This is a genomic window from Paenibacillus dendrobii, from assembly GCF_009807035.1.
GTDB lineage: Bacteria > Bacillota > Bacilli > Paenibacillales > Paenibacillaceae > Paenibacillus_AQ > Paenibacillus_AQ dendrobii.
This window is the reverse complement of the sequence record NZ_WUBI01000002.1, coordinates 216,451-240,210: the sequence shown is the minus strand read 5'-3', so window position 1 is coordinate 240,210 and position 23,760 is coordinate 216,451. Positions and strand designations below refer to the sequence as shown.

Here is a 23,760-nt window from a genome sequence, read left to right as displayed (position 1 = left end):
GGTATAGAGTGACTAGAGGTTGGTATGGGTTATATCTTGGTGATAGAGTGAAATATGATTATGTTGGACAACAAATAGAAGGAACAATCGTTGAGCTATCTACCTCAGACAAAAATGGTGGAATAATTATTGACGACAAAGGCGAAAAGCATAAAGTTGTATGTGAATACTGCAAAAGAATACAACCTACTGATAATTTGTTTACATTTCGTCCTTTAAATGATGTTCAATATACGGTATTAATTTACTCCATTGATAATGTGTTAGATGTATACACTTTTCTAGGGAATGAAATTGATGAGAAAGTGAAACGGATCATAAAATATACAGGAGACGAAATCAGCAGATTGGAGATTTACGTTAGAGAAACGTCGTCTAATTTAAATGCATTGTATCAAGTATTAGAGCAATCTGATGTAATGTGGTATTTCAATGAGCAGTAAAAGACATAAAAGGCATGTTTCATCATTAGAGAGGGGGTTAGAAATGAGAATTGTAGACACTGACTGGTCTAAATTAGATGACTCGGTTAAAACAATTTTGGAGCGAGTTGACATTAACAAAAAAAGCTCCGATATTCCAATTGGTTCGCTAGTTGATATCCCATATTATAGAGGTGAAATGACCGAGGAGATGGCAGACGAAATTATCCATTATCAGTACTCCAGCGAAAATAAAGGATACTATGCTGCATCTTTGGAAAAAGGCATATTGAAGATTGCATTTTTAAAACAGGCCATCAATGACATTTAAGATGAAATGCAAGTTTTATGGGAAAGGAAGAACAAATGGATCAGAAAATAAACCTATATGTAGACGATCTACGTGATTGCCCAGAGGGTTTTGTAGTAGCGCGAACCTATCATGAGGCAATAAGTATCCTTGAGTCACAAAGGGTACATATACTGACCTTAGATCATGACTTGGGTGAGGATGAGAACGGACATGAGCTTCAAAATGGATATGATTTAGTTAAATATTTTTGCGAATACGGATTACAAGTCGATAAGATATATTTGCATACAGATAATCCAGTTGGACGTAAGAACATGTATGAAACGCTTTTAGCTGCACAACGCAGAGGGTTTATTAGTGAGGAAATAGAAATATTTTATTACCCAATTACTGCGAATAAGTATTCAGGTTAGAATGACTTACTTTTGAGAAGATTGGTGTTATTATATAATTACTACTATGAAATGGAAGGGGCATTCCCATGTTCTATAAACTTACAATTGTAGTTACTGACGATCCACAACTCGAAGTTCTTAATGTAAAATTGAGTATAGATGACAAGAATAAGGCTTTAGAACTTTTATCTTTGTTCGCAGAGCAGGGGTATAAAGTATTATTTGAAGAAACTGACGAAGACTGAATAAAATGTAGATTTTACTTAAACAAAGGAGAAATGTTTATTTGAATTGTAAAAAGTGCGGAAAGCACCTGGAAGATGTATTGGAACAAGTTAATCATATCTTATATGAGTGTAGACCCATATCTAATATAAAATTAAAAGAACCTGCCTAAATGGCAGGTTTTTCTTTGTTTGTGAGACCAAGTTTTTCTGCTCGTTTAATTATCTCTAGAAGATTTTTCATATCTTCATTAACTTCAACTGAAGGTTTAGATGCTAGCTGTTGTTCAAGTTCACTATTGCGATTTTGTAAATTCAATATTGTCATTCGCATCTCATCAAACTGCTCTTTAAATGCCTGTAGAGACCTAATTATGTTGTCAAAAGGAGTATCAGGCTGGTCATATGTAGAAAGCGTTCCAGACACCTTGCCGTGCATATGTGAAGGCTTTTGGGTATGAGATCTCTTTTTCAATTTGGCTTCTTTAATTTCATTTTCAAACTGATTTCTCAAGTTAGAATTCCACCTAAACCCACAAGCAGCTGCAGTTCTATTAGTTTTCTCCGCAACCATCTCAAAGGCTTGTAGTTGCGTATTACCATTTGAAATACAGTTTAATACCGTAGTAGTTAGACAGATATCGTCCTCTATTGTCCATCCGTCTTGTCTTGTCATATTAATAACCTCCAATAAATTGTGCTATTAACATGTTTATCCAAATTGTCAATACCTTATGCATTAAATATTCGTAGCTTGTGAAAAGTGCTTGACAAGAACAAATGTTCCTTATTGTAAGGCGAGGGCTTTTTAGGTATAATTATAAACATAAAGATAATAATAATAAAGAAATGAACATAGAATGATATTAGATGGAGAATCAATTACTTAGTGTCACATAAAATTGAATAGGAGTGTTAATAAAATGGCAGTAGCAATGAATAACACAGTACATAATGAAGAAGTAAAGCAATTTGAAATCTGGTTGGCTGATTTGGGAGAGATTCCTGAGAAATCATCTGTACAAGGAGGTGTGCGGCCAGTACTTATTATTTCAAATGATAAAAACAATAGATATTCTCCATTGGTAATGGTTTCTCCTATAACAAGCAGTTCCACAAAAGCAAGGATACCTACTCATGTTACCGTTAATGCCTCAGATGCAGGATTTAAGAAGGACAGCGTTATTTTGTTTGAACAGCACTTTACGATCGATAAAAAAAGCAAATTGATGTATAAACTATTTGAAATGCCACATAAGTACGAAAATCAATTGTTGAGAGCTTTGGAAATTAGTACAACTCGGATGTTTAGTAGATAGACGACAAGTAGAGGTGAATATAAATAAATCGGAGGTATGTTTATGAAGATTTATTTATTGTAAGCTCCAGTCTAATTAGATCTGGAGCTTTTATTATTTACTTCTTTAGAATGAGTAAGTCGGAGACATCGATTTCTAACTCATCACAAATTAACGCTATATTTTTTAGTGGCAGATGCTTTGAACTATTGTTGCACATTTCAGAAATTGTAGGATGACGAATACCAGTTCTTTTAGCCAGCTCTCTGGCACTAATATTCTTCTTATCTAATATGTATTGAAGATTGATAAATAAGTATGACATGTATTTCCCCCATATGAATACTAAAAACGGTTGACAATGTAAATAAATAAGTTTATATTGAATTTGTTACGAAAAACGTAACAAAAAGTAAACATGACAAAATAGCTCCCCTAAATTAAAGGCGGGAGCTTATTCCAGTTTATTCTAACAGATAATATTATAAATTGAAATATTTATACAGCGAGGTAAAGTCACAATGAATAATAAAAGATACTTATTGCAAAAATTAATTGAAAAAGACGAGAAAACTAAACTCGAAGTATGGATAAACACCTCTGTATCAAGTAACCAATTAGGTCCATTGATGAATTTTTTATCAATTGGTCATCGAATATTTGATACTGTCACAAATCGAGAGATTAAACGCAGAGAAGTTTGATTAGTTGAAATTGGCATTTCATCAAAGTTGATCCTGTTTAAATACGAAACATGAGGTATGATCTTTGTAGGATATACAAAGGTCTATTTTTTATTGTAAATTTATTTAAAGGAGATGAAATGTGGAGACTACTAATCGCATCGAGGATGATAAATTATTTATTATGACTTATACATTAAATAGCGGAATCAAAGGAACAGTTCCTCTGTCTAATAATCAAATATCTCGCTGGATAGAATGTTTTAAAATTAACATAAGGTTTGTCACTTCGATTGGAAATGAATTTTTTGGATTGAATCCAAGTTTAGTTGCAGATTTTAAAGTACATAACGAAAAAAGTGGGCAGCAAAATCAAAAAGAGACGAGCAAGAAGTTGGAGCACCTTGAGACATTGTCCGAAGCATATAAATCGAACGAAATCGCAATAAAAGTAGATTGTAAATGTGGAACTACATACACAACTACCTCTCAACACTATGTGACAAAATGGTACTGTTCTAAATGTAATGAAATAGTATTTTTAGATAAAAATAAAGGAAAGGTGCCTACAGACAAAGGAGAGGCGCTTTATTTAACTAATAAGTATTTTATTGATCGTAAAATATTGAATAATAATAACTTAAAATAAGATCAACACACTTCAAGCTGGATTTTTTTGGTCCTATGTGTATTAAGAATTATAAATATGTTATACTTATTAGTAGTACATAGTGGAGAGGTGTGAGCATTTGAAACGAGACAGAGAGGAACTTGAAGCTCAACTCAGAGATGTTATTGATGAGAATAAACATAGTACGAAATTCGCCGCGAAGATAAATAATTCTCTCGATCAGCAAGGAATTAATCTTGGTTTTTTTAATGATGTTGCGAGAGGAAATAATTCATTATCTGACATTGATTTAAACTTACTTATCGTGCTTTCTGATGCAGTCTATAAAGTAACTGAGGACAAAAGAATAATTACACAAGAATATGTTTCTGAAACGGAACTAGAAAAATCTAAAGAAAAAGTAAGAGATAATTCTGTGCGAAAGTCACTTAATTTACCACTAGATTTAGAGGAAGTAGTGAGTATAGATCATCAAACATTTTTAACTAAAGTAAGTATAAAATTACTTGTAGAGATGTTTCATGCTAAGCTTATCGTATATGATTATGAAACTCAACGTAGTGCTAAATATAAGATGGGGAAGAATGGCGTTGTACCAGTTCCTGACGTAAACAAGAAAAGCGTTGATGATATAGCAAAGAACATGCTAGAACAATCTTATTTACCTGATATGATTACAATAAATGTCTACTCTAATGAAGTTGAACCGCTCAGCTATGACGAAAAGAATAAATTGCTAACGATAAATGATGGAGCAACAGTTTCTATTCTTGATGGATTTCATCGTCTCCAGGGCGCTGTAAAAGCACTTGCAATTAACCCTGACTTAGATCTTGAACTGCTTCTATCTATAAGGTCATATGATACTGATATCGCAAAGAAGTACTTTGGACAGATAAATACAATTAATGTTGTTAAAAAGCAGAGATTGCGTGAACTTAAATCAGAAAATTGGTCAGATGCTGTAGTAAGAGATTTACAACAAAAATCAGAATTGAAAGGTAACAAAATTGCTTCAGCTGCTAATATTAGTGAAATTGCTGGACAATTGACTACTTTTGATATAATGGCGTATGGAATTGAAAAAGTTTTCTCACCAAATAATTTTTTAGAATATAAAGAAGTAGCTAATTATTTAACTGAATTCTTTAATTATTTAACTGGTAACTTCAATGATGAGTTTATTAATAATCCAAAACCGCATCGAAAATCTTATATTAACCATCCTTTAATGTTTTTAGGTTATATTCAAATAGCGAAGAACTTTAAAGACACTAGCACAGATACGTCAGAGATAAAAAATCTAAAGAAGCTAGTTGATTTTAACGATAGCAAATTGATTGAGCTTTTAAATAACAAAAGTGGAATTAATTCAAATCGAGTTAGAAATCAAGTAATTAATTACTTTAGAAATTAGTTTTTATTAGATTTAACTAGATGGGGTGAGTGGATTTGTCTAATGTAGTTTACAATGATTATCTCTATAACGAAGAACAAAAAACAAGGTTCTTAAAAGGACTTAATGAAAACACGTATACAACATACCTACGTGTACTCAAAAGAGCCAGCAAGCTTGAAGAAAGACTAGGTAAGGATTTGTATAACTTTAGTTTGTTTGAAATAGAAGATCTATTGAGTTATCTTGCTCCTAAAACATTGCAATCTGCCAATGGCAGTGGATCAATTATTCAAAACTACATTAGATGGGCTATAAGCCAGGATCTCAGAGATGATAATTTAAATCCTCTAGATATCATGGGAAGTTCGGGTTTTTATTTGAAATTTGTAGATAAGACTAATAAATTATTGATTACTAATGAAGAACTAAAAGATATAATTGGTGATTTAGAGAATTGGCAAGATTCAGTTATCCCTTTAGCTTTATTTGAGGGAATATTCGGAAGAGAGTATAGCGAATTATTAAACTTAACAATTAATGATTTGAATATTGACGAGAGTACAGCTACGCTTAAGAATGAATTGAAAAATGGTGAAATAGAGAAAAGAACTATTAAAATATCTGAACATCTGATGGCATTATTAATAAGAGCTGCAGAGCAAAAAGACTATAGTCAAGACAATGGACATAGTACCGCTAAAAGTCCTGTAGTGGAGTTAGCTGATAGCCCATATATTATTAGATCCGTTAAGCGTAGGGCTACAGCAAACGAGAAAGCAGATAAGCATCTGGTATTGAGAAGATTAAAGAATATTGGTGTATGGAAAGGGCTAAAACATCTCAGCGCAATCAATATTAGAAATTCTGGAATGTTATATATGGCAAAAGAATTATATGAATCCAAAGGCTCACTCGGAAGAGATGAGATAATAACCATTTGTGAGTACTATAATATTGGAAAACAAACACATGCGGATGAGTTTTATGCATATAGTAGGTACACGAAGGATTTTCTCAATGAAGAAACAATAAAAAAAGTTTACGAGATAGAATAAGTGCATAACTTATTCTATCTTTTTTTGTTTTATATATTGACAGTAAAAATAGCCCATGATATATTATAAACAAGTTATTAATATATTTACTTTAAAGGTGGGTAAACAATGAATGCGCTAGTATACATACTCTTTTCGATGATCGATGGAATGGCAATTTTCTTCTTTGCTTTTGGCTTCTTTAGAATAAAGATAGTTGATTATTGGAAAGAAATTATAATAACGAATATAGTAATATCAATTGGAACATACTTTTATTCAGAAAACATTATATTATCCAATCTCTCACCTCTATTAAACCTAATAATATTTATGGCGGCCTTACTGTTCTTTTTTAGGATTTCGCTGTTTTCTTCCTTTAGAATTGCTGGATTAGGATTTTTAGCACAAACATTAATATTGGGTTTAGTTATTTCAGTTTCATGTCTAGCGTTAAATATTAATCTTAATGAACTCAAAAGTAATGATTACATAAAATATCCTGTACAAGTGATTGGTGATATTGGGACGATTGCATTAAGTTTATTTCTGAGAAAGAAAAGAATCTGGATGACTAATCTACCCTATTCCTATTCATTTAAATTTAAGCCAAGTCGACCCAATATGCTGATATTTATTGCAACGATACTGGGAATTTTCGTAATTAGTAAAGCTTCATCGATAGATAACATTTACACTGGATTGTTGTTTTGGTTAATTTGTTTAATTAATCTATTGTTTATGGAAGTCAAAAAAGAAATGAGGGGCGAAATTGATTAATGATATAAGCGACAAACTGAGTGTTTATCTAAAAAAGAGATATCCAAATGAATTGCCATCAGTGTCTATAGTTAGATATTCAATTAAGTTTCTAATATCTAATATTACACCGATATTAGTTTTAATTGTTAGTTCAATGTTATTGCGAATATTTCCAGAAGTAATGATTGCATTATTAGGGTTTAGCATACTTAGAATGTTTTCTGGCGGATATCATATTAAATCAGCTGAAGTCTGCATAGTTGTTTCAGTTGTTCTAGTGTATACAATCGTAATGGTGAGCCCGTTAATACAAAACATCAAAACAATTATAGATATTGCAAGTCTTGTTCTTGTAGTGATATTTGCTCCTTCAAATATTAAGAAGCAAACTAGAATAAAAGAAGAGAATTTTATATATCTAAAGATAGTTTCATTAATGATTATTGCAGGAAATTTCATTGTACACAGCAACATCTTAACACTGGCCTTTTTTCTTCAGTCGCTTTCCCTAATTAGAATTGTATATTCTGAAAAGGAGGTGATGAGAAATGCAAAAGATGAATAAACTGGCACTGATGTTTGGAACAATTCTTTCCGCTATTGCGGTAACTGTTACAAGTACCGCAAGTTGGACAATTCTGGGCACCGAAGAAGTGCCAGAAGAACTTAAATAAAACAAAATAATATGTACTTGCGTCTTTTAACCAAAAGAAAATAGACGCAAGTAAATGTTAAATTGGGGGCAACAAAAGTGAGCAAGGAAATCAGAGTAGTGAAAAGAGAAGGAAAAAAGGTTTCAGAAGAAGCAATTTGGCTCAGTGTCAACGATATTGTTGGAGGTTACTCTGAAGGTAAACCAGGAAAATCTATTTTTGTTTTTCAGACCTTAGATGGTGAATACATAGATGCAAATGGAGTCGAACATACTCTTAAACTGTTTGAAAAGATAGACGGGTTTGTTAGAACCGATAGAGGTGCAATGGCGAATTTGAATAAGGTTAAAGCTATAGATGAGAAAAATATGTATCTCTATATAGATGAGATGAAAAGCCGTTTTATTACAATAGCTGCATCAAGACTGGAGCAAGTGAAGAAGTGTATTCTTTTGTTACGACAAAAGTAGTATCACTTCACCCAATTAAAATAAATATAGAGATATAAATAATAAATAAAAGTAATTGATTATACCTTTTGGCAATAGTATAATCATAACAGAACAAATGTTCCTAATAAGTTGTGATTCGACATTTGGCGACAAAAAATGACTGAGATTACCAGCTTACCTATGATGTCAACAATTATTCATCAGTTATGTAATTTGATTGCCTAATTCTAGCTGTGATTTATAATTATATTAAGATTTATTATCTCAAACAAGAAGGTGAGGTCTATCACCAGAAACATAACTTCAAAAGGAGAATGCTCTATGCTAGAAGAAATCATGATAACTTTAGGTATCGGCGGCGAGGCAATTAATCTGTTGAAAACTATATCTTTTCTGTGCGTAACACTCCAAGAGCAAGATGAGTTTATAAATGATTGCAGAGAAAGGGATGTTCAATATATAAATCGGTACTTAATTAAACTTAGAAAGAAAAAGATTTTAGAAGAAGGATATCAATCAGCAAGGGAATTTGAGACAGCGTTTCATTTAAACAAAATGGTAGCCCTGGAAAGGCTTCTGCAAGAGCCTATAAGCGATTTTAATCTGAAAAACCTAAGATGCGAAGATCCGCAGCACATTTATAATATACATAAGAAGCGGGGGCAATTTATTAGATTTAATGAATTAGCTTTGTACGCATAAATCATATGCCGGGCGAGAGTTCGGCTCCTATATTAATAATAAAATAAAAATAAAAATATCATTGACATAATAAATGATTGGGATTATATTGATTTCAGACACCTAGTAGACACTTTAAAATAATAATTTCATCAAGAAAGAGGGAGATTGAATAATGGTTAGAGCTTCACCAAATGATATGTATGAAGCAGGAATAATACATAGAGGCAGGAATACTAAATGAATTTGCAGCCTACATACGGATATTTTGAATTGATTGGTAAGGTTACTGGGCTAACAAACAGTAAGGCATTCGATGAAGGCAATAAGAATGATTTTGAGTGGAATCGAATGCAATTTGGTGTAAAGACCAGTGAGAATTCATTTGTCTATGTGGAGTTAATGGGCAATAAGGCAGGCACAATTAAGATGTACAAAAATAACTCATTTGATGGGCTAGAAGATATAGATAGATATGAACTAGTAAAATGGGATGACATATATAAGCAAAAATATAGTAGTTTGAGACTTCCAAATTGTGTTAAAACAAATGTTAAAAAAGATGACGGAGAAGAAGATGTTAGACTAACATCGTATGACGCAATATATAATTTTAAAGAGCATCTAACAGATGGAGAAACAGTTCTGATTAAAGGGTTGCTGCAGTTTAACTATTACAATCAAGTCGTTCAAGAGAGATTTATAATCAAAGAGATTTATTCGGTAGCTGACAAGCTGTTCGAAATTAATGATCCTCAAGCCTTTTTCAATCAGGAAGTTGTATTCATTGGAGTCGAGGATTCAATAATAAACACTAAAATTATAGTGGGAAGCAATAATGGGCCAGAAATTATTGATTATAGTTTCAGAACTAATAATATAGATGTGATATCAAATTTAAGGAAACTGAAAAAAGGATCTACTATTAGGCTTTATGGGAACATTAGAAATTATGTGCCAATAACAATAGTCAATGGATTAAAGGTTGTTACTAGTTCAGCGATTAAGGAACTAGAGGTAACAGGTGGCATAAACAAAACTATTAAAAATGGTAGATACAAACCAGAAGATTTGGTTTCTCAAATTGTCAATGGCTCACCATTTGAGGATGACGTACAGGCCGTAACAGATTATGGATTTTGAAAGGATGTGAGAGCATAGGTACTTATTTAATGCGAAGTCCACCTTGTAAACTATAATTAAATTAAAGTCTAGTTTAAAACAAAAAATACATATAATAAGGGAGATAATAAATTTAATGACTATTGAAAAAACACTTCGTGAAGGTATCAATGTTGCATTTATTGAAGGAACTGTTAAAGATGTTCGAATTGAAGAGAAAGAAATCAATGGAAAAGATGCAATCAGTGGAGAAATCGACATCCAAGTAGCTCCAGAGTTTGTTTATACGGTAAATGTGTTTTCATATAAGATGAACCAAAAGGGTGAAATTAGTGGACTTTATAAAAGCTACTGCACCGTTCGGGATGAATATAAAACAATTGACAGAGACGGCATTGAAGCTGCCGATAAGGTTCGTATTGATCATGGTAAGAATGGCAAAAACGAATATGTTGGACAAGACGGAGAATTTAAGTCGTACCCTCAGCTATCAACAACATTTATTAACCGAGTAAAAGAAAATGATGTATTTGAACCTAAAGCTAAATTCACTCTTGAAATGGTTGTTGCTGGTACATCCGAAGAAAAGCGCGGAGGAGAAGAAACCGGAAGGTTGATTCTAAGAGGATATGTTCCAGGTTATCAAGAAGGAAAAGATGACACTAAGAAGATATTCCCATTTGAGGTAATTGTAGCAGAACCACACTCCATTCAATATGTTGAAAATACATACGAAAAAGGCCAAACAGTAAAGGTCTTTGGTGACATTGTCAATCAAACCATTATTTCTAAAAAAACAATTGAAGTTGGATTCGGTGAACCACAGGAGCAAATTGATCGAAAATCTGTACGCGAATATATTGTAACAGGTGGCACTCCACCAATGGATGAAGATGATAAAAATGCTTTCGATACGACTCTAATTAAACAGGCTCTTAAGAAGCGTGAAGAGGCCATTGAGAAGAAAAAAGCGGAAAAGAAATCCAAAGAAAATCAACAACAATCTAGCAATGGCGGTTTCGGTGGAGGAGATCCGTTTACAGATAGCGGTGACCCGTTCGACCCATTTGCAAATTAATTAGAAAATTAAAGTGAAAAAGGGTGGTAGATGATATCTGCCACCATAACTAAAACAATTATAGGGAGAGATATATTTACATATGATATTTGACATTTTTAATCCGCAGGTTTCGGTTGTTTCTTATGGACTTGAAGGAAAGACAATTACTATTTACGGAAGTAATAACTTAGGAAAAACAAAACAAGCAACACGGATGAAAAAACCATTCTACTTAGGTTTTGAAAAAGGTATCAAAGCAATCGCTGGAGTTAATTTCTTGCCAGTTAATAACTGGGCAGATTTCAAAAAAATCAATAAGCAGCTCACAAGTAAAGCAAATTTAGAAAGAGCAAAAGAGATGTATCAAACAATCATCTTCGATGAGGTTGAAGCATCTGCTCGTTATTGTTCTAGATATGTGTGTGATAAATTCGAAGTTGAAACTATTGCTGAAGGTCGCGGTGGATATGGTCTTTGGAAAGAGTATGAGATGGAATACTGGGAAGAAATCGATAAACTGCTCAATGCGGGATATACTGTCGTATTTATTGCCCATGAAACATTTGATGAAAAGCGTGGAAAGATTGTTCCTAAAGGGGATAAACGTGCCATTGCACCTGTTATTGACAATAGTGAGATCGTTGTATATCTTCGCTCCAATGGCATTGATGAAAAAGGCAATGTAATTAAGTCGAGTGGATATATGGCTGAAACAAAAGACTTCTTCGCTCGTAGCAAGCTTGATTATATTAATCCATATCTTCAGGAGTTCACTGCTGAAAACCTTGAGAATGCTGTTATTGAAGCCATTAAAAAGCAAGAGGAAGCAGAGGGGATTAAGGCAGTATCTTATGAAGAGCAAAAAGAGACACTTGAATCTGAAAGTTTGGATTTCGATGAATTGAAAAAAGGTATTCTTAAAGCTGGGCAAACTTTGTATGGTCTTAATAAATCAGAAGAAGTTAATGAAATTATTGAGAAAAATCTTGGAAAAGGCAAGAAGGTTACTGATTTTGCTAAATCGCACGTTCAGATTATGTCAGTAGTGTTGGGCGAATTGAATGATATCCTCAAAGCAGTAGAGAAAACCGAAGCATAATACATAGTTTTAATGAAAGACAGAGTTTATCAAGAAGTATAGTAAATAGCCTCACTTGTAAGAGTGGGGCTTAAATTTAATTATCTAATCAACCAGGAGCGTGATTATGGGAAGTTTTATTCTCTTCTTGCTACTAACACTATCAGCAAATAAGACTGAATTAGAGAGTGTTATGAAGGCACAGGAGGCAGCAAACACTATACATAAGCAAAGTGTTCAAGTTGAGACGTTGGAGAAGTCAGAAATAGTGGTTAAGCAAGAACAGAAGGAAGAAGAGGTACAGAAGAACGTAAATAATTCCAGCAAATCTGAAACGGAATGGAAAACTTACATTGTTACCGCTTATGATAACGGATACAAGTCCACGCAAAAACGTCCAGGTGATAAGGATTACGGCATTACCAAAAGCGGAGAAAAGACCATTGAAGGACGCACAGTAAGCGCCGATCCGAGAGTTTTACCGTTGGGAACGGTTATTTACATAGAGAATGTTGGAGAGCGTGTAGTTACTGATACTGGGGGAGCAATTAAGGGCGCGCGGCTTGATTTGTATTTCGATAGTCATAAAAGGGCAATTCAATTTGGAAAACAAAAATTGAAAGTTAAAATAATTAAAATGGGTGTGAAGAAATGAAGAAAGTCTATTGTTTAATGGCTTACTCTGGAGCCGGTAAGACAGAGGTAGCCAAAGCACTTGAGCAAAAAGGATACAATGTGCTGCAATCCTATACAACAAGAAGTCCTCGAAGTGAAAATGAATGGGGTCACACTTTTTGCAGTTATGAAGAGTACGAGAAATTTAAAGAGAATGATGATATAGCAGCTTATACATATTTTGATGGAAATCATTATTTTAGTACGAAGAAGCAGTTAAATGAGACAGATATATATGTAATTGATCCTGACGGAATTACATATCTCAAGGAAAATGTTAAAGATATTGAGTTCGTAACTATTTATCTCAAGGTAGATAAGAAAGCCCGAATGAAGAGAATGTTCGTACGTGGAGATGATGTCGATCAGATGCTTTCGCGGATTAATGGAGATGGCCTTAAATTCCGGAAGAAGAGATTTGATTACCAAGTCATTAACTATGAGTTCGATAAAGCAGTAAACATTATCGAGTACATTATGAAAGTTGAAAATTCCAATTAAGGAGTGAGTAAATTGATGTCAGTAAACTTTGAGCGGTTCGCTGAGTTGTTCAGATACCTTGAAGATGGAGACTGCAGCTATAGTGAGTTGCAGGAACTGAGGGATAAGTTAGAGGATATCAAAGAAGTCGTTGAAAATGAGATGGAGAAATTTTAATGAAGCGTTTGAAAACCATCAAATACATATCCGAGACATCCATTGAAGACTTAGTTAGTGATGTATTGGAGAATAATCGAGACGTGAACCATGTGATACAGGCAGCACTAGAGGCAAGGAAGGAATTTGGTTTAAAGGTTCAGGAGTTTATAGACAAATTAGCGGGAAGTTGATATTTATGTTTCCAGAATTGTTATTTCTTAATAACACAGATAGGCACTTGATAATAAGCAAACTAGTAATTAATCACAAACTTCGCTTGAACGATTTGAGGTTGCTAAGTGATGTAGAACTTGTGGAACTATATCAGAGTAAAATAAAAACTAAGTAAAACCTGTATTTCATCGAGAAAGGAGTTATAGATAAGTTTTGGCTGAAATGGCTGAGTATTATTTAAATAAAGAATTAGAACGAATGGATTTTCGCTATAACAAGTCCAAGGTCAATGAATTGGTATGGGTAACTGCTGAAGGGAAAAGGCTTGTCATTTCCGATATGCGTGATTTGCATCTTTTAAACTGTATTCACTTGTGTGAAAGAAGAGAGGGGCACAAGGGAGAAAATTTTTTGAACAATGCTCCTACATATAAAGCTATGGTGTTTGAATTAATCGGAAGAAAGATGTTGAAATATGAATATTTAGACTTGTCTGTTCAGGATAGGCTACAGGTTAAGTTTTGATGAAACTAGGATTTTAAGAGGAGATGTTATTTTGGATTTAGATGTAAATGAGTTGAAGCTTATTCTTCTTTTACTGGATAGAGAACAGGTATCATTTGGACTATCTGATGAAGAATCAGAGCTAATGAATAAATTGGAAAAGAGATATAAAGAATTGGGCGGCTATGTAAAAGAAGATACATCAGAGGACAACTTTGCTCCGTGGGAGGATAAAAGTTTTGTTCGATGAAATAACAATTAAGAAAAATAAAGATGATACATACGCTTTAATAATGAGAGGCTATAAAGATACAAATACAGAGGGCACTTTTGATATAAGAATCAAGAGGTTAAAAGATTTTCCGATAGAGATAGATAAAAAATCAGATTGCTCTTATCGCAACCATCACATTCCAAGATCAATCACAACTGATTATATTATGAAGGTCGAAGCTCGTATGCTCCCAGATGAAAAAGGAAGAATTATTGAAATTCATAAGAGAAATAAAGTTAGAAGAATCCGTAATCGAAACTTTTGACTGAAATAGTGATTAAAATTGATACTTCATTAAGAAAAGGAGCGTGTAAATGAACGAAGATATTCAATTTTTGAAGGAACTGCAGCAGGAACTAAACACCCAAGAACATGATTTTCAGGCTGCACCGCGCTTCTGGGTGATTATGGATTATAGAAAAATCCCTGGACACGAAGATTACGATTGTGGAGAGTATGAATATTTCCATAACGATGGAGATCATGTGGTATTTAAGAGTTTTAATGATCTGAAAGAGTTTATTGAAGAATATTACGAAGAAGAAATTGATGATGAAGTAAGATGGTATTTGAGTGAAGACGACTTTGATTTCCTTTGGCAATACATCATAGACAACATGAACGATAATGGATACTTTGGTTCAGTCTTTGTTAAAGAAGAAGAATTTATTGTCCCTAACACTATGTTTCTAACAAAAGAAGAAGCAAAAACACACTTAAGATTTAATCACTATCACTATACAAGTAAGGCACATACATATGCAATGACGGCCTGGAGAGCACCAAAAGTTGAACGATTGTTAAATATATTGAGTCAGTTTGATTTTGACTTGATGAAAGGAGAATGATGTTTGAACGAGTTGATGGCATATGTCCGCATGATCAAGGAAGTGTTGGATAGGGATTACGGCAAAGAAGTAGTTTTCTATGATAATGGGGAATGGTATTCAAGAGATCATTCTAGGAAAATTTCACTAGAAGAATTAAAGGCGTATCTTTTAGAAAGAACAGACAGAGATGAATATTAAGTTTAACTTTTAACTAAATCAGCATTTCGTTTGAAGAGGTGGTTTATGAAATCTAATGATTACGAAGAAATAGTGGAGATTTTTATTAGAGAACATTTTACAAGGAATGATGCAGAGCAGTTAGCAAAATCGGTTTTAGCGTTTGTTAATGCAGCGGAACTTGATGATGGGCAAATGAGTAGTTGTAGTTGCTCTAGAGAAGGTTAGAGGAGGTAAATAAATGCAGATACTATCACCCTATCCGCAAAGAGGCGATTTAATAGCATTAGAAGATTTACAGCAATTCTCAATAGTTATCAAGGATGGCGAAGGAGTTAGATATTTAAATTCCACAGATGATTTGTTTTCTTCTGATACATATTTCGTTAATCAAGTATTTCCCATAGATACAAACGAGACAATCATTAAAAAGGGCAAGTATGTAAGGTTGAATAAAGTTGGAATGGTGTTTGTTTGAGGAGGGTTGATTATCTTGGATATTTATAGAGAGTTGTTGCTCCTCATAGGTTACAATCACCAAGAGTTGCTCCTGTTAAGCGACGAGGAATGCAAAAGCGAATGGGAAGATGTGTGTTCGAGGTCACCAATTATTTAAATTAAAATCCAGTATCAAGAAATGAGGATGATTAAAATGGAAACATCTCCTATTTTGCTTGGACTATCTAATTATTATGGCGAAGTAATTGCTTTAGAATCTGAAGGGAAGTATTACATGCAACTTGATGATTGGAATGTGGCCAGCCGTATTGAAATTAGTGAAGAATTCTTTAAAGCAATCCAGAATGAATTTAAGTAAAATGAAACTTTCATCTTAAAGGAGAAGAAGATGAGCATTGATGCAGCAAAAAGTTATATTCAACAACAACTAGAACATTATGACAATTTCCTACCACAATTAGTGAATGAGCGAGATAGTTTGGAATATAAGCTGTCGTTAATCCAAAATCGCATTGACATTTATAAAGAAAAGGTAAATGACCTTAAGGTAATATTGTCTCTGTTAAAAGAGGTGTGAAGGTAGTTTATGACTAAGAAAAGCATGAGTATGAACTAGTGGAAGTCAAACAAGTTGACTGGTTTACTCATGAAAAGGTTTGTAAAATTTGTGGTCACGTAAATAATCGATTGCGAATTGACTTAGATACCAATTAGGTGATGAAATTAAGATTTAGGGAGGATTTGTATGGCATTAGCTGAGGAAAGAGAAACACTTATTAGATCAGATGACGATTGTAAGACTTGGACAGTGTACACAATGCAGCCTACAATCATTACAAAATTGCGCAAAGTAGGAGCAGAGCCATACAAAGTGGGAGCTGAGGGAGGTCATTATTATAAAGACCTAAAGTTTAACCAGGTGTCTTTCCGCTCTGGTAAGGAACGCGAGATGACTGAAGAGCAACGTCAAGCAGCAAGCGAACGAGCTAAGAAAAACCTACATAGAAAATAAAAATACATATGTATCAATAAAATGAGAATTTCTTAGAGAAAGGAGGGAGCGGAATAGCAAAGACTGAGTTAACTCAAAAGATTGAGAAGGCTTTATATGAATACACTAATAAGCAGGGAACATTTGGTTGTTTTGAAGTAACAATAGGCTGGTTTGGAGCAGAAAGAGTTGACTATATTACTTATGACACAAAAGGGACTTGGCGCTGCTACGAAATTAAAGTGTCCAAATCGGATTTCTACAGCTCGGCTAAAAAGACTTTTGTAGGACATTTTAATTACTTTGTGATGCCAAAGGAGTTATACGAACAAGTAAAAGATGATATCCCCTCTCACATCGGAGTTATTCTGGATGGCAATTATTCAGCAAAGAAGGCAAAGAGACAAGGGTTAGGTGTTGAAGAGAAAACACTTAAAGATTCTCTTATTCGGTCATTATCTAGAGAAGCAGACAAACTTTATAAAAGCGCAGATCCTGAATATCTAAATGGAATTAAAAGAAGACTGAAGAAGACTGAGGAAGAAAGGGATAGGTGGCATAGAGAACACACGAAACTAATGAGCATCGATTATGCCAAATACGGCAGAAGGTGGTATGAGGAAGAGGAATAAGATTTTTGATAAATTCGTGATTTTATTCGAAAGTGAGGTGGTTATAGATTGTACGAAAATATTGTAATCAAATTTACGCTTAAGGAAATTGGTGAAATCGTTCAGAAGAAGATTTGTGAAGAGAATGGATATGGTGTGCATCGGAAACTAAGACCAACGTTCAACGAGAGTAATGGTGAATTGGAATTTGTGGCCGATTTTTACAGAGAGAAGAAGCATGACGAAGAGAAGATGAAATTGTAATTTCATAGGGAGTGAGTAATTTGCCAATTAGATACACAAGCAGAGGCTTTCCAGTTTTCACGGAATTTCATAGTAAATATAATGGTGATGTTTGTATAGTGGAAAGTAGTTTTGCTACAGAGCATTGCGTGTGGATTCAATTTGATGAGCATGCCAATGAACCTATTAGACGAGAGGCGTTACATGTAAATAAAGAAGAAGCAAGAAAGATAGTTGAAGCTTTACAAGAGTTTATCAAGAGCGAATGAAATAGAAATTTTAATTAGAAAGGGGAGTGTTGGAAATGATTAAATATAACATTAATACAGACAAGGAATTCCTCGAAAGGTTTGCTGAAGCATCTAATCAGATCCGACTTCTAGGTGGATTATTTCAAAATCTAGGAGTACAAGCAACAGCAGAAGAAGTTGCTGAGTGGGAGTCGAATGCCGACAACACTCTTGAAGAGATTAAACACTTACTTGATGAGGCAAGCCAAAGGATATGGTGATGAAAGAGGACTTTCATTAAGAAATGAGGAGGAGAAGAGTGAATCTAAGTAAAATTAAACCTAAGCTCAAAGGCGAATCTGATAAATATAGTTGGAACCTTTATAGGTTTTTAAACAAAATTGCTAAGGATAAATATATTAATAACCAATTGAGAATATATTGGAATCATCATAGCAGATGGGACGGAGAACACCTTCCTTTTACCAAAGATGTTTCAAACCTTATGCAATTAATCATCAGCCCTTACGGAGATAAATTCACGGGATACTTTATGAATACTGTTCTTCAAAAAGGAAATTGTGAATTTATCTCTTTATGTCCTTGGAAAGAAGAAGACTTACTAGACGTTACAGATTGGTTTTTTGATACATATGAGAAGATTGGTCGTTGCATTTTCGACCCCGAACATAATGGTTGGATGCTAGGGACAGACAGTAGATATACATACGTGAATAACACAAGAAAATGTAATTGGTGTGGACAATGGCACCAAAAGCAAATAGTTAAGAAAACTAGAATTGAACGTAAAGTCGAGTGGGTCTAAATCTGCATGAGATGTAAATTTTATTAAGAAAGAGAGATGTTAATTTGAATAGAGGAAAAGCACCGGCAAGCGAAAGTCTAAAATTGATTGCCATAAAAACTAAATCTAAAGTCTATGTTTCTGATAATATCAATAATGATTCATATTTTTATTCTAGAATTAAAGATCTAATTTTTGATGGATCAAAACCTGAAAATACATATAAGAGTGACTGGTTTGAGGTTCCTTGTGTGCCAACAACGATTCAAAGAAGTCTTCCAGCAGAACAAATCAATGTACGGTACGAACTTAAGGAAGTACACTACAATACGGGTTTGCCAAAGGTACTACAGTATTCTGATTTTGATGAGGATACTGGTCAATATGAGTCTGTATATGGGTTATATGAACGGAAATTCGATTTGACTGAACCAGGATTGGAAAATGTTGAATTTGAACTAAATGTAATTGCTGAGTTAGAAGATTTTGAAATCGTAAGAAGCGACTTTCAGTTGCAGCACTCAATCCTAGATCATATTACAACTCATCCTATTCTTCTCTCAACAAAACCTTGCAAATTATCCCGACAAGAGAGCTTTAATATCGTAAGAAAATATATAAAAGCTAATATAGATAGTAAGTATGCATCTGTTACAAGTGATTATGATTTTTGTCTTTCTGTTTCTAAGAAGATTGAACATGCTCCAGAATCATATCGAGTAGACGTTGGAAAGCGAAAACCGAAATACGAAACAAGATATAGCCGTTCTCGAACTGTTAAGGTTTATGAAACTGCCCCCAAATCATACCAGACATATCCGGTAATTGAGCCATTTGAAGGAAAGAATGAAGATGATTTAAAAGATATTATCCAAAAATTCTTGGATGAATTAATGATTGTAATCAATAAACCATTAGTTGAATGCGAACACTGTAAAGGATATGGAGTGATTTTAGATGAAGTTTAAAAAGAGTTATTTGAAAAATGAATTGGATTTGCCGTACAGTGCTATGGTCGATGAAATTACAGATACTTCAAGATGGAGCATTCATCATAAGATTGTATTTGAGCATGAAGGTAAATTCTATCAAACACATTATTCTGAAGGAGCTACTGAAATGCAAGATGAATCACCATGGGATGGGCAAACCGAAGTTGACTGTGTAGAGGTTGAGTTAAAGGATGTAGTGGTGAAAAAATGGGTTCCAAAAAAGATTTAGCAAATATAAGATTCTATAAGTTGGTTGCAATTCGACCAACTGAAGAAAGAGATAGTTCCAGAAATATAATGTGGTTATGTAAATGTGATTGCGGGAACGAAAAACTTGTCTCATCGAATGCATTGTTAAAAGAGAACACCGTATCGTGTGGATGCTATAAAAAAATTGTGAATATTACACATGGATTATCTGATAATAAGCTTTATAGCGTATGGTGTGATATAAAGTCAAAGTGTCTTAATAGTAAAAATAAAAATTATAAATATTACGGCGGGAAAGGAGTTAAGATATGCTCAACCTGGCTTGAGGATTTTATGATTTTTTATAATTGGGCAACTGAAAATGGCTATAGTGATGGTCTCACTATTGATAGAATTGATGTTAATGGTGACTATAAGCCTAGCAATTGCAGATGGGTCGATATGAAAACACAAGGCAACAACAGAACTACATGTACATATATCACACTTAACGATAAAACACAAACAATACAACAGTGGGCAGAAAGGTTCCAAGTATCTCGCTATCAAATCATTAATAATTTTGATGAAGTCGTACTGAAAAGTGGGTTCCAAAGTAATCTTAGTGAAACATAACTTTTATCCAAATACATATTAGAGGAGATTGAATAAATGAACGCTTATAATTTTCAAAATGAAATTGAGAACATTATTGATGAGCAAGACGATACATATCAGTTACATCAAGATCCAACCTGGAAAATTACCACTCTTGAGTTGGCTGTCTGGGCAGATGAGAAGATCCACGAAAAAGAAGTTAAAGCTGCAGAGGTTGAGAAAGTAGCGAATAGTAACATTGAGGTATTAAAGGCTAAGATTGAGAAGTTGGAACAATGGAAGCAGGAAGCAACTAAAAAAGATAAAGATGATATTACATTCTTCAAAGAACATTTGCACTTATGGCACAAGAAAACACTTGAACAAGAGAAGTCAGAGAACGAAGAGCTGAAGGCAAAAAATAAGAAAGAAAAGAAATTAAGCAAGACAATTAAATTACCGTATAGAAACTTGACCAGTAAAGTGCAATCCCCAGTAATTTTGATCAATGGCAAAGAACCGGCAAAGGCCAAAGACGATGAATTATTTGTCCAATATGTTAAAGAAAACAATCCAGATTGTATTAAAACGACAGAGGAAGTTAAGTGGTCTGAGTATAAAGATTTACTTAGAACGACAGAAGCCAATGGTAAGCTTATTTATGTAGATGACGCTGGTGCACCAATCGAATTCATTCAATTAACAGAGCGTGGTGAAAAATACGATTGGAAACTAAATGAGTAGTTTTATAAAATAAATATATACATATAAATATGTTGGTGGTATAATGACTTCAATGGAGTTATTTACCACCATTATTAATAAGGAGGGTTGAATACTGGAGAAACTTGATTACACCAAAGCAGAAAAAGAAGCACTGATTGATGCAATGCTGACGTTGATTAAGAACAACCTAATGAAATGCGATATTAGCAACATAAGCATCAATAAAGAACGGAAAGATAAAAAATTCAAAAGACTTAACGGAGAGTTGCTTACTCAAAAAGAAACAGGAGAATATACATATTGAATTAATTTTAAGTTTAAGGAAGAGTTCCTTTAAAAGAGTTTTTTGATTAAGAAAGGAGTTAAAGCAATTGGATGATCGAAATGGAATAATTGAGCTTTATGAGAAAGACGGAGATTTCTACGATCATGATAATCAAGATTTGTTAGTCGCATCGTTCTATGATAAAGAATGCGCAGATAAAGTCGCACAATTACTAAATGGACAAAAGTAAGGATAAAAGGGTTGTTTCATTTAGAAGGGGGAATTGAAGATTAATGGTGGACTTCGCCAAACTCAATACGCCAGAAGGAAGAGAAGATTTAAAGCGAAGAATAGAAGAACGGCACAAACAAGAACAACTAAAAGAAAAGCTTGAACGTAAGACGGTTTGCTTCACGGGTCATCGACCCAATAAACTCGGCAATTGCTACAGTCTATCAGATGTTCAGTCTAAATACATACATAGCAAACTTGAGCCTGTATTGATTGACTTGATTGAAGATGAAGGAATTGAGCGATTCATTTCAGGTGGCGCTATTGGTTTTGATCAAATAGCATTCTGGACTGTGCGAAGACTTAAAAAGACATATTACCCAAACATTAAAAATATCGTTGCCGTACCGTTCAAGAATCAGGCTTCTAAATGGAATGATCGTGAAACTCAGATATGGTACAAGAAGATGCTCGATATGGCTGATGAAGTTGTATATGTGGACGAGTTAGCAGATTATAAAGTGGATGGTGTTATTGTAGGTGAATACCATGTAGCTAAGATGCAGAAGCGCAATGAATATATGGTCGATCAAAGTCTGACAATTGTTGCTGCGTGGGATGGAACGAAGGGTGGCACGGGTAATTGTGTTCGTTATGCAAGACAGTCAGGTAAGAGACTGTATACGTTGAAACCACAGTACGATTATGAATTAGATGTATTGTTTGGAGTGTTGGGATGAAAGGTCTATTTTATTGAAACTAGAGAGGTGACGATGATGTTCTATATTGTAATACGGGAATTAGACTCTTTTGATGTAATTGAATCGAATTTTTATACTGAAGAGCTAAAGGACACCTTGAATTATTTTTATGGGGGAAATAAACAAACTACTTACGTTATAAAAGGTGAGCATATCTATTGTAATTCACTTTATACTGCAAAACTCCCAGATTTACTAAAAGAATGGTCGGAGGATGTTGTATATATATCAGAGGATAGACAAGAAGAGTATAATAAACATCTTGAAAAATTAAAAATCTTGATTCAGTAAAAGGCACGTTTCATAAAGAAATAGAAAGGGTGGATTATGATAAAACCAATGTCAGAAAAGCAAAGAAAGGCAATTGAAGGTGTCGAAGTGGCGCTAGGCATTAAGTATAGTGGAGAGCCGACTGCTCAAGGAGCGTTTCTATTTCTTCGAGATCACATCGAGGACGCTCAAAAAGAAGTGAATAGAATAATCAATGAAGAGCGTAGTGACTATGATCTATGTAGAAATGCTTCGTCTCCAATTTTGCTGAGTAATTCAACTCTTGATCAAATGGAATTTTACCGTTTCGATAATGCTGAACATCAACTTGGTGATGAAAATGATACATACGCAGAGACACCCACGATAGATTCCCTTCATATGGATGCTGTTTATTGGTCGAGATTACTATAGAGGAGATGAAAAAATGATTAAGATAATTAAAGGTAATTTACTTGATGCATCTGAAGATATCATAGGACATCAAGTAAATTGCCAAGGTGTTATGGGATCTGGTGTAGCCAAATTACTAAGAGACAAATATTCAAATCTATATCCATCCTATAAGCAGTTTTGCAATAACTACGATCCACACGATTTATTAGGTAAGTGTCACATTGTTAAAACTGGAGATAAATATATTTCCAACTTATTTGGTCAGTTGAACTATGGGAGACGGAAGCTTAGATATACAGATTATGAGGCACTTAAGGAATCTCTAACTACACTGAAAAATGAAGCTCAAAAGCGTGGTCTGAGTGTTGCATTACCATTTAATATCGGCTGCGGTTTAGCAAATGGGGATTGGGATGTAGTGAAAGGGATCATAGAAGAGACTTTCTGTGATTATAGGGTAACACTTTATAAATTGTGATGAAATGCGTGTTTGATGAAAAAGGGAGAGTGTTTA

General features: G+C 33.9%; 46 protein-coding genes. 44 read left to right on the top strand and 2 right to left on the bottom strand.

Going from position 1 to position 23,760, the window contains the following annotated elements; translation table 11 throughout:
* The first annotated feature begins 8 nt into the window (after positions 1–8).
* The 4 genes from GRF59_RS14945 (at position 9) to GRF59_RS14930 (ending at position 1,375) form a co-directional block, all read left to right on the top strand.
* A complete protein-coding gene (locus GRF59_RS14945) occupies positions 9–443 on the top strand; it encodes a hypothetical protein (protein ID WP_160498518.1) in 435 nt (144 codons plus the stop codon).
* 43 nt (positions 444–486) lie between these two features.
* A complete protein-coding gene (locus GRF59_RS14940; protein ID WP_160498517.1) occupies positions 487–753 on the top strand; it encodes a hypothetical protein in 267 nt (88 codons plus the stop codon).
* A gap of 35 nt (positions 754–788) precedes the next feature.
* A complete protein-coding gene (locus GRF59_RS14935; protein ID WP_160499098.1) occupies positions 789–1,148 on the top strand; it encodes a cyclic-phosphate processing receiver domain-containing protein in 360 nt (119 codons plus the stop codon).
* A gap of 68 nt (positions 1,149–1,216) precedes the next feature.
* Positions 1,217–1,375: a hypothetical protein gene (locus GRF59_RS14930; protein WP_160498516.1), complete on the top strand. Its 159-nt coding sequence runs from the start codon at positions 1,217–1,219 to the stop codon at positions 1,373–1,375.
* Between the two features lie 148 nt (positions 1,376–1,523).
* Here GRF59_RS14930 and GRF59_RS14925 read toward each other — a convergent pair whose 3' ends face one another.
* Entirely contained in the window at positions 1,524–2,030 is a 507-nt protein-coding gene (locus tag GRF59_RS14925) for a hypothetical protein (protein ID WP_160498515.1), read from the bottom strand.
* 247 nt (positions 2,031–2,277) lie between these two features.
* On the opposite strand from GRF59_RS14925, the gene GRF59_RS14920 reads away from it, so the two are divergent.
* Positions 2,278–2,673 (top strand): type II toxin-antitoxin system PemK/MazF family toxin, encoded by a 396-nt coding sequence (locus tag GRF59_RS14920; protein WP_160498514.1) that lies wholly within the window; start codon positions 2,278–2,280, stop codon positions 2,671–2,673.
* 97 nt (positions 2,674–2,770) lie between these two features.
* On the opposite strand, the gene GRF59_RS14915 is transcribed toward GRF59_RS14920, so the two are convergent.
* Entirely contained in the window at positions 2,771–2,977 is a 207-nt protein-coding gene (locus GRF59_RS14915; protein WP_160498513.1) for a helix-turn-helix domain-containing protein, read from the bottom strand.
* Between the two features lie 542 nt (positions 2,978–3,519).
* Between GRF59_RS14915 and GRF59_RS14910 the strand changes: the two genes are divergently transcribed.
* From GRF59_RS14910 to GRF59_RS14730, 39 genes are all read left to right on the top strand, one after another.
* A complete protein-coding gene (locus GRF59_RS14910) occupies positions 3,520–3,984 on the top strand; it encodes a hypothetical protein (RefSeq protein WP_160499097.1) in 465 nt (154 codons plus the stop codon).
* Positions 3,985–4,084: 100 nt separating this feature from the next.
* Positions 4,085–5,383, top strand: a complete 1,299-nt coding sequence (locus GRF59_RS14905; protein WP_160498512.1) for a DNA sulfur modification protein DndB — start codon at positions 4,085–4,087, stop codon at positions 5,381–5,383.
* Positions 5,384–5,418: 35 nt separating this feature from the next.
* Positions 5,419–6,420 (top strand): tyrosine-type recombinase/integrase, encoded by a 1,002-nt coding sequence (locus GRF59_RS14900; protein ID WP_160498511.1) that lies wholly within the window; start codon positions 5,419–5,421, stop codon positions 6,418–6,420.
* Between the two features lie 108 nt (positions 6,421–6,528).
* Entirely contained in the window at positions 6,529–7,179 is a 651-nt protein-coding gene (locus GRF59_RS14895; protein WP_160498510.1) for a hypothetical protein, read from the top strand.
* On the top strand, positions 7,172–7,726 hold the full coding sequence (locus GRF59_RS14890) for an accessory gene regulator ArgB-like protein (protein ID WP_160498509.1): 555 nt from the start codon (positions 7,172–7,174) through the stop codon (positions 7,724–7,726). Before GRF59_RS14895 ends, GRF59_RS14890 begins: the two co-directional genes overlap by 8 nt.
* Positions 7,710–7,835, top strand: coding sequence for a cyclic lactone autoinducer peptide (locus GRF59_RS14885; RefSeq protein WP_160498508.1), 126 nt, complete (start codon positions 7,710–7,712; stop codon positions 7,833–7,835). The genes GRF59_RS14890 and GRF59_RS14885 overlap by 17 nt, the downstream gene beginning before the upstream one ends.
* A gap of 77 nt (positions 7,836–7,912) precedes the next feature.
* Positions 7,913–8,284, top strand: a complete 372-nt coding sequence (locus tag GRF59_RS14880) for a LytTR family transcriptional regulator DNA-binding domain-containing protein (RefSeq protein ID WP_160498507.1) — start codon at positions 7,913–7,915, stop codon at positions 8,282–8,284.
* A gap of 303 nt (positions 8,285–8,587) precedes the next feature.
* Positions 8,588–8,968, top strand: coding sequence for a hypothetical protein (locus GRF59_RS14875; protein ID WP_160498506.1), 381 nt, complete (start codon positions 8,588–8,590; stop codon positions 8,966–8,968).
* A 219-nt stretch (positions 8,969–9,187) separates the two neighbouring features.
* A complete protein-coding gene (locus GRF59_RS14870) occupies positions 9,188–10,090 on the top strand; it encodes a hypothetical protein (protein WP_160498505.1) in 903 nt (300 codons plus the stop codon).
* Between the two features lie 115 nt (positions 10,091–10,205).
* A complete protein-coding gene (locus GRF59_RS14865; RefSeq protein ID WP_160498504.1) occupies positions 10,206–11,147 on the top strand; it encodes a hypothetical protein in 942 nt (313 codons plus the stop codon).
* Between the two features lie 82 nt (positions 11,148–11,229).
* The gene (locus GRF59_RS14860; RefSeq protein WP_160498503.1) at positions 11,230–12,228 is read left to right on the top strand and encodes an ATP-binding protein; all 999 of its coding nucleotides are present in this window, start codon (positions 11,230–11,232) and stop codon (positions 12,226–12,228) included.
* 106 nt (positions 12,229–12,334) lie between these two features.
* Positions 12,335–12,862, top strand: coding sequence for a 3D domain-containing protein (locus tag GRF59_RS14855; protein WP_160498502.1), 528 nt, complete (start codon positions 12,335–12,337; stop codon positions 12,860–12,862).
* Positions 12,859–13,383, top strand: coding sequence for an AAA family ATPase (locus tag GRF59_RS14850; protein WP_160498501.1), 525 nt, complete (start codon positions 12,859–12,861; stop codon positions 13,381–13,383). Before GRF59_RS14855 ends, GRF59_RS14850 begins: the two co-directional genes overlap by 4 nt.
* Positions 13,384–13,398: 15 nt before the next feature.
* Positions 13,399–13,539: a hypothetical protein gene (locus tag GRF59_RS29435; protein WP_202128759.1), complete on the top strand. Its 141-nt coding sequence runs from the start codon at positions 13,399–13,401 to the stop codon at positions 13,537–13,539.
* Positions 13,539–13,712, top strand: coding sequence for a hypothetical protein (locus GRF59_RS14845; RefSeq protein ID WP_160498500.1), 174 nt, complete (start codon positions 13,539–13,541; stop codon positions 13,710–13,712). Before GRF59_RS29435 ends, GRF59_RS14845 begins: the two co-directional genes overlap by 1 nt.
* Before the next feature lie 196 nt (positions 13,713–13,908).
* Positions 13,909–14,220, top strand: coding sequence for a hypothetical protein (locus GRF59_RS14840; protein ID WP_160498499.1), 312 nt, complete (start codon positions 13,909–13,911; stop codon positions 14,218–14,220).
* Positions 14,221–14,251: 31 nt separating this feature from the next.
* Positions 14,252–14,449 carry a hypothetical protein gene (locus tag GRF59_RS14835; RefSeq protein ID WP_160498498.1) on the top strand — a complete coding sequence of 66 codons (198 nt, stop codon included), beginning with the start codon at positions 14,252–14,254 and terminating at the stop codon, positions 14,447–14,449.
* Positions 14,439–14,738 (top strand): hypothetical protein, encoded by a 300-nt coding sequence (locus GRF59_RS14830; RefSeq protein ID WP_160498497.1) that lies wholly within the window; start codon positions 14,439–14,441, stop codon positions 14,736–14,738. The genes GRF59_RS14835 and GRF59_RS14830 overlap by 11 nt, the downstream gene beginning before the upstream one ends.
* A 49-nt stretch (positions 14,739–14,787) precedes the next feature.
* Entirely contained in the window at positions 14,788–15,321 is a 534-nt protein-coding gene (locus GRF59_RS14825) for a hypothetical protein (RefSeq protein ID WP_160498496.1), read from the top strand.
* A gap of 3 nt (positions 15,322–15,324) precedes the next feature.
* Complete coding sequence (locus GRF59_RS14820) at positions 15,325–15,501, top strand: hypothetical protein (RefSeq protein ID WP_160498495.1); 177 nt, start codon at positions 15,325–15,327, stop codon at positions 15,499–15,501.
* A 45-nt stretch (positions 15,502–15,546) separates the two neighbouring features.
* A complete protein-coding gene (locus GRF59_RS14815) occupies positions 15,547–15,708 on the top strand; it encodes a hypothetical protein (RefSeq protein ID WP_160498494.1) in 162 nt (53 codons plus the stop codon).
* A 13-nt stretch (positions 15,709–15,721) separates the two neighbouring features.
* A complete protein-coding gene (locus GRF59_RS14810; protein ID WP_160498493.1) occupies positions 15,722–15,958 on the top strand; it encodes a hypothetical protein in 237 nt (78 codons plus the stop codon).
* A 174-nt stretch (positions 15,959–16,132) separates the two neighbouring features.
* Entirely contained in the window at positions 16,133–16,297 is a 165-nt protein-coding gene (locus GRF59_RS14805) for a hypothetical protein (protein WP_160498492.1), read from the top strand.
* Between the two features lie 30 nt (positions 16,298–16,327).
* Positions 16,328–16,516 carry a hypothetical protein gene (locus GRF59_RS14800; RefSeq protein WP_160498491.1) on the top strand — a complete coding sequence of 63 codons (189 nt, stop codon included), beginning with the start codon at positions 16,328–16,330 and terminating at the stop codon, positions 16,514–16,516.
* A 168-nt stretch (positions 16,517–16,684) separates the two neighbouring features.
* A complete protein-coding gene (locus GRF59_RS14795; protein WP_160498490.1) occupies positions 16,685–16,951 on the top strand; it encodes a hypothetical protein in 267 nt (88 codons plus the stop codon).
* Positions 16,952–17,238: 287 nt separating this feature from the next.
* Positions 17,239–17,562, top strand: coding sequence for a hypothetical protein (locus GRF59_RS14790; protein WP_237391845.1), 324 nt, complete (start codon positions 17,239–17,241; stop codon positions 17,560–17,562).
* A gap of 48 nt (positions 17,563–17,610) precedes the next feature.
* The gene (locus GRF59_RS14785) at positions 17,611–17,805 is read left to right on the top strand and encodes a hypothetical protein (protein ID WP_160498489.1); all 195 of its coding nucleotides are present in this window, start codon (positions 17,611–17,613) and stop codon (positions 17,803–17,805) included.
* Between the two features lie 11 nt (positions 17,806–17,816).
* Positions 17,817–18,053 carry a hypothetical protein gene (locus GRF59_RS14780; protein WP_160498488.1) on the top strand — a complete coding sequence of 79 codons (237 nt, stop codon included), beginning with the start codon at positions 17,817–17,819 and terminating at the stop codon, positions 18,051–18,053.
* A 35-nt stretch (positions 18,054–18,088) separates the two neighbouring features.
* The gene (locus GRF59_RS14775; protein ID WP_160498487.1) at positions 18,089–18,295 is read left to right on the top strand and encodes a hypothetical protein; all 207 of its coding nucleotides are present in this window, start codon (positions 18,089–18,091) and stop codon (positions 18,293–18,295) included.
* Between the two features lie 38 nt (positions 18,296–18,333).
* Positions 18,334–18,840, top strand: coding sequence for a hypothetical protein (locus GRF59_RS14770; protein ID WP_160498486.1), 507 nt, complete (start codon positions 18,334–18,336; stop codon positions 18,838–18,840).
* Positions 18,841–18,884: 44 nt separating this feature from the next.
* Positions 18,885–19,787: a hypothetical protein gene (locus GRF59_RS14765; RefSeq protein WP_160498485.1), complete on the top strand. Its 903-nt coding sequence runs from the start codon at positions 18,885–18,887 to the stop codon at positions 19,785–19,787.
* Positions 19,777–20,040 carry a hypothetical protein gene (locus GRF59_RS14760; protein WP_160498484.1) on the top strand — a complete coding sequence of 88 codons (264 nt, stop codon included), beginning with the start codon at positions 19,777–19,779 and terminating at the stop codon, positions 20,038–20,040. The genes GRF59_RS14765 and GRF59_RS14760 overlap by 11 nt, the downstream gene beginning before the upstream one ends.
* Positions 20,019–20,636 carry a hypothetical protein gene (locus GRF59_RS14755; RefSeq protein ID WP_160498483.1) on the top strand — a complete coding sequence of 206 codons (618 nt, stop codon included), beginning with the start codon at positions 20,019–20,021 and terminating at the stop codon, positions 20,634–20,636. The genes GRF59_RS14760 and GRF59_RS14755 overlap by 22 nt, the downstream gene beginning before the upstream one ends.
* Positions 20,637–20,672: 36 nt before the next feature.
* Positions 20,673–21,341: a hypothetical protein gene (locus tag GRF59_RS14750; protein WP_160498482.1), complete on the top strand. Its 669-nt coding sequence runs from the start codon at positions 20,673–20,675 to the stop codon at positions 21,339–21,341.
* A gap of 353 nt (positions 21,342–21,694) precedes the next feature.
* Positions 21,695–21,838 (top strand): hypothetical protein, encoded by a 144-nt coding sequence (locus GRF59_RS29430; protein WP_202128697.1) that lies wholly within the window; start codon positions 21,695–21,697, stop codon positions 21,836–21,838.
* Positions 21,839–21,881: 43 nt separating this feature from the next.
* Positions 21,882–22,559: an SLOG family protein gene (locus GRF59_RS14745; protein ID WP_160498481.1), complete on the top strand. Its 678-nt coding sequence runs from the start codon at positions 21,882–21,884 to the stop codon at positions 22,557–22,559.
* 33 nt (positions 22,560–22,592) lie between these two features.
* Positions 22,593–22,871: a hypothetical protein gene (locus GRF59_RS14740; protein ID WP_237391844.1), complete on the top strand. Its 279-nt coding sequence runs from the start codon at positions 22,593–22,595 to the stop codon at positions 22,869–22,871.
* Between the two features lie 48 nt (positions 22,872–22,919).
* The gene (locus GRF59_RS14735) at positions 22,920–23,264 is read left to right on the top strand and encodes a hypothetical protein (RefSeq protein ID WP_237391843.1); all 345 of its coding nucleotides are present in this window, start codon (positions 22,920–22,922) and stop codon (positions 23,262–23,264) included.
* A 13-nt stretch (positions 23,265–23,277) separates the two neighbouring features.
* On the top strand, positions 23,278–23,724 hold the full coding sequence (locus tag GRF59_RS14730) for a macro domain-containing protein (protein WP_160498478.1): 447 nt from the start codon (positions 23,278–23,280) through the stop codon (positions 23,722–23,724).
* Positions 23,725–23,760 lie beyond the last annotated feature (36 nt).